The following is a 5,140-nucleotide window of genomic DNA, read 5'->3' on the forward strand; positions in this document are numbered from 1 at the left end:
CAAAAGTAATGGATTGGCCTTTTTTATTAGAAAATTTTAAGTAGCAACTTAAATTAATTAATAATTTTAGATACATTACTACATCCTTTTACGACTAGTATACTATCCTTACTTATTATTCTAGTTTAAATAAATCCAGTTTTTTTAGCTTAATATTAAGTTCTAAGATACTTTCTTCCAAATGTTCTAATTCACTTTTTGATAACTGGCTAAACATTAACTCTTTAGAAGCTGATTTTAGTTGATTGTTATAGAAGTTAACAGACCATCTAGATACTTTTTTCATCATTGCTAATTGAAGATCTAAAGTCTGTATAGAAATTATTAGATGTAATGTCTCATATTTTTCTTTAGGCTCAAAAAAATAATCATCAAATGTTGTTTTGATAGAGTCTTCTATACTTCTATTTTGTTCTAGAGTATTTAAAAAACTTCTATAGTAAAACGTAATCAATTCAAAATATCCCCAATCTCCCATAATTAAAAATTTATTAACATTACTCCGTTATTGTGAATAACTTCGATCTCTATCATTGGAAATTTTTTAGAAAAAGCATCTATAACACCACTACAGCTACTACAAGGCGGTCTTTCTGTGAACAATTTAATTTTTCCTGATGCATTTGTTTCTAAATTTTCAGCTATTTCACTCAATATTTTATATTCTGTATCTATATTTCTTGGAATTGAAACTCCCGCTGAATTAGAAACATAAGACCATTCAAATATTTCTTTTTGAGGTTTCAGCGATATATCTGGTACTCTTTGAGGCAAAGTTCCCGTAAGTTCATCAATAGCACTATGCGCATAATATTCAGACTTTGATAGTCCTGATATTTCAGTTTCTGCCCATCCAAAGTTACCACTTCGTTTATAATTGGAGGTTAACTTTTGCCTCAAAGATTTTACTTTATCAACTATTCTTACATCAATTATTCCATCAAGTGTGCGAGTTATTACCTTCCCAGCCTGACTTCCTCCTCTCAACACATCATCTACCAAGCCTTTCAGTATATCGTCCGTAACGTTGGACGAAGAAGTAAGTCTGGCATAAATCCGTATATCCGAGCTAGTAAGGATTCATTTTATTTCAAAGAACGCTTTCTTAAAAATTAGTACTTCTCGGGCTTATCCAATCCCCAAGGATTCCAGATAGTTCGAATCACTTCCATTTTATTTATATCGAACCAAAGATCCGCCTGTCCATCATACATCCCTAAAGTATTTTCATCTATATACCATATGTTAGAAATTATTTGTTTGCTCTGTCCAATAATCCCCTCATAATTAGCAACAAATACATTCCCCTCCCCCTTAAAATGAATACCATATTCTCTATCTGTTTTTTTTGCTCCAATAAGTACTGCAACTCTATCTTTCTTAAAGAAGTTGATATATTGTCTAATTCTAGCTGGAAATGTTACATTATAACCTGATAATTTTAATTGATTATAACCTTCAATATATACGTTTCCCATATTTTTATAAATCTTTTAAAAATTTAAACCATTCAATTGCATCTATTTCAAGGGATTTCCAATTATCTATCTGATATTGTATTCCACCTCCAGTACCCCATTCATTTCCTGCAGCTTCTTTTATATGCATTATTTGAAATTAACAACCTAATTTCTTTAGGTGACAAATGGAACATTGCCAATCACAATAATGAAAACCATAGAATTTGGTTTTCTAAAAATTCTTTTAGGCTATTAGCAAAGATATCCAATTTGAACTCATTGTGAGAACCAAATCTATCCCATACGTAAGACTGCATTTTATAAATTTTCTTATCTATGCTATTGATTACAAAGCCTACAAAGCCTTTTTCACCAATATTTCGATTAACCAACTCTGCGAATGGGTATAGATTTTCCAACTCTACAATTGTGTTTGATTGAATTTTATCTTTAATTTCTAAAATTTCAGAAACGGATAAAAATTGGTAATAAAAAATATCCGCCCCAAGAATATTATTTTTTAACTCTAAAAATAATGGTATAGAGTTTGTCTTCTGCCCATTTGAATCTTTCAAAACATCTAAGAGTTCATCTGGCATAGAACCAATATTATAACAATCTATCTCTTCATCATTAAGCCCTGAGTTCAATTCAATATTTTTTATATTTAATTTAAGTTCCTCCCAAGTTTCTAATATTGTCATATTTGTTATTTTTAGGTCACAAATAAAACATTACCTTTTACTGTTATTAGCCAAATTCCAAATTTGATCGAATAATAATTCTGATTCATAATCCAAATTTGCATATTGAATAATACTATAAGATGTTAAAATTAACTTTATCGCTTCAGCAGGATCTCTATCCATCATAAAAGATAAATTATCAAAATATTTATATGCATCATTTTCTTTTGTTTTTAACAAAAGAGAGATTTCATCCAATTTATTTTTAATTTCTTCCATTATTTAAATGCTTTATCTGTTCTTACTATCCATGCATTAGGAGTATTTGTAATGACAGCCTGAGAACCACCTCCTGGATAACCAATTCCTTGAGCTGCTGCTTTTCCCTCACTCACCCATGTTCCAGCAGGCACATTAAATTCTGTCACATATTCTATTTGTACCCCCCAGTCATTCCTTATTGCTAACTGTTGACGGAGTTCTTCCTCTGTTGCATATTTTTTATTAGTAAACCAAGAGTATTTTTTTCCTGTTCTATTATTAATACCATGATATTTAAATAGTTTTTCATTTATTTTTAATTGTCTATTTATATAGACTCCTTTTTCAAAAGTCTCTGCAATTTTTAGAGGAAGTTCTGGACCTGGAAGATATTTTATATCTTTTACTAAATCTACAAATTTAGTTTCATCAACAATATCATCCAATAGTTTCCCAACCTGACCACTATTTTTCGCCACATCATCGGCAAGTAGTTTTAGAACATCGTCTGTTATCTTAGTGGAAGATGTAACACGCGAATAATCATCCGTATATCCGAGTAAAGTTATCTCTTTTCCATCATTTAATATACTGCCCACCAACACTTCGCTGCCATCTTTCTTCAAGGTAGCTTTTATCACGTAGTTGCCCACATCGTCCACATTGTTGCTCACAATAGACTTAGGTATGATGTATTCTACCACTTCTGCCTGCACCAATGGTTTCTCAAATAATCGGTTAGCCGATGCAAACTGGCTTTCGGAGACAAGACCTTTCGATACGTTAGCATCCAGTTTCAAAGAGAATGATAAGACTCTCAGATTCGATTTCATCTGTATCATGCTCGGTTTCACAAACGTGTATAGTGCCGATATTCCCTGAAATCCTTTTACCAAGCCATATCCCGCCAAATACGACAATGCCATATCGGGCCTGTCTTGAGCCATATAAATAGCTATGGCTGCCGATGTTGGGTATATAATATATTTTACAGGAACAGCTATTGTAGCAAAGCCCAATGTCGCATCTGTCACCAGATTTCTGATTTCTTCGCTTGCAGATGGTCTTAGCGTATAATAATAATCGAAGAAAGTGCCAAATGTGGGTACAAATGTTTTTCCCTCTATACCAAACACATAGCTACAGGGATCAAAGTTGCCATACTTCCAGCCGGCCTTCAATGCATTATTAAAGCCAACATTCTTCGTTTTCAGTTTATCAATCGAAAATCCGGGCTCGTACACACCAATATAAGCCTCTGAAAATACGTATTCTTCTTTCAGTTCTTCATTCGGAAAATAAACCTCATAAATAGCTTTTTCAGAAATCGGGTCGCAGATAAAGTACCTTACAGCTACTGCCGCTCCTTCTGCCGAATTCTCTACTGTATGTTCGAGCCGGATGTTACCCATCAAAACATCATTCATCTCCACCCCGAAAATGGCAGAACGATGTTCGTCTTCCATTTCTTTTATTTTCTTATCATGGGCTTGTTTTTCCTCGTCCGATATTTTCTGAATAAAGAAATTTACAACATGTCGTTTTTTAGGTATTTTATAATAGGTGGCAATCAGGCGTTGAGTAAAATCGAATTCCTTTTCGGACACAATACCTCCCATTTGTTGGCGTACAATAGATTGTATTTCGCCCGGTACATCTTGACCAAATGCCAATCCGATAGTTGTTTTTTGATCATCTTTTCCTTTTATAACCAAACAAAGGATTCCTTTACTACTATCAATATCCGATTCTTCGAAGAATGTTCGTGCCGATTCATTTGCCAATGTTAACTGATAAGTACACGGACGCTCAAAGAACATCGTATAGAATTTGTATCCGGAACTAAGTTCGAGATATGCCATTTTTTTGTTCAGCTCTTCACTAACACTTCCTTTGAAAATAGGATCTGTTGTCCCATATTTTACACCTTCGTAGATATATTGCGGGTCACCTAATACTTTGGAGTCTTTAAAGTCCGTATTCGATGCATAATTCTGCTTCTGTATCAGAGCATTTAATTTATACAAGGATTTTTCTCCAACAGATTGGTTATCTACTATAAGTCCATTCTTCCCTGTATAAAATAGATTTTCATCACAAGTGTTTTCTACATCAATTTGGGAGCCTGTGCATAATGCTTCACACTCCTCTTTGGTTAACGGCATATATATTAAATTGCCATTAAGCTTGGAGACAATACTAATTCCCTCCTCACAATTCACTATATTTTGATTGGAGATAGAGAGCAGTTTGTATTTCGAATTATCAGATAGATTATATGAGTTTCTTATATCATTCGCTATTTGTATTTCTTTTGCGGTGACACTTTCGTCATACTTTCCATTATTTTCATTATCTTTTTCTATCTGAGAGAAACTGATGAAATTTCCATTTATTTGTGCTTTTTCATATATCTTCTGATTGTTTTCATTTAATCCTATTTCATTGGATGGTGAAGATGATAGTTGGTAATATATTTTATTTACATCGTATAGACCTAATAAATAACCTTTTTCATCTATATACACACCTCCAATTTTGTTGATCTGATCATTGTCGAATTTGACAATTTTACCTCCGCTCAACAAGAAATAAGTAGTTTCTGAGATATCTATATCTTCTATTTCATTTTTTGAATTTTCTCCATCCAAACAAAGATGAACAATAGGAACTATCTTCATCCCACTCTCATCCCCGTCAAACGGATTTGTGAACCAAGCCGGGTCGTTTAGT

7 protein-coding genes are annotated in these 5,140 nt (G+C 33.0%); all 7 read right to left on the bottom strand.

All coding sequences use genetic code 11. The features are described 5' to 3' along the window. Window positions 1-115 precede the first annotated feature (115 nt). The gene (locus D0T56_RS16305) at window positions 116-478 is read right to left on the bottom strand and encodes a hypothetical protein (RefSeq protein WP_163321231.1); all 363 of its coding nucleotides are present in this window, start codon (window positions 476-478) and stop codon (window positions 116-118) included. A gap of 2 nt (window positions 479-480) precedes the next feature. Next, window positions 481-1,002 carry a deaminase domain-containing protein gene (locus D0T56_RS16310; protein ID WP_185153900.1) on the bottom strand — a complete coding sequence of 174 codons (522 nt, stop codon included), beginning with the start codon at window positions 1,000-1,002 and terminating at the stop codon, window positions 481-483. 110 nt (window positions 1,003-1,112) lie between these two features. Continuing rightward, complete coding sequence (locus tag D0T56_RS16315) at window positions 1,113-1,478, bottom strand: hypothetical protein (protein WP_163321232.1); 366 nt, start codon at window positions 1,476-1,478, stop codon at window positions 1,113-1,115. Between the two features lie 4 nt (window positions 1,479-1,482). Then, complete coding sequence (locus D0T56_RS16845; protein WP_255491201.1) at window positions 1,483-1,608, bottom strand: hypothetical protein; 126 nt, start codon at window positions 1,606-1,608, stop codon at window positions 1,483-1,485. A 52-nt stretch (window positions 1,609-1,660) separates the two neighbouring features. Then, entirely contained in the window at window positions 1,661-2,164 is a 504-nt protein-coding gene (locus tag D0T56_RS16320) for a hypothetical protein (RefSeq protein ID WP_163321233.1), read from the bottom strand. A 30-nt stretch (window positions 2,165-2,194) separates the two neighbouring features. Beyond that, window positions 2,195-2,425, bottom strand: coding sequence for a hypothetical protein (locus D0T56_RS16325; RefSeq protein WP_163321234.1), 231 nt, complete (start codon window positions 2,423-2,425; stop codon window positions 2,195-2,197). Continuing rightward, on the bottom strand, window positions 2,425-5,140 hold a 2,716-nt coding region (locus D0T56_RS16330), incomplete at its 5' end, for a hypothetical protein (RefSeq protein WP_221412370.1). The genes D0T56_RS16330 and D0T56_RS16325, both read right to left, overlap by 1 nt.

Source organism: Dysgonomonas sp. 520 (assembly GCF_010501095.1).
In the GTDB taxonomy this organism is placed as follows: domain Bacteria; phylum Bacteroidota; class Bacteroidia; order Bacteroidales; family Dysgonomonadaceae; genus QVMP01.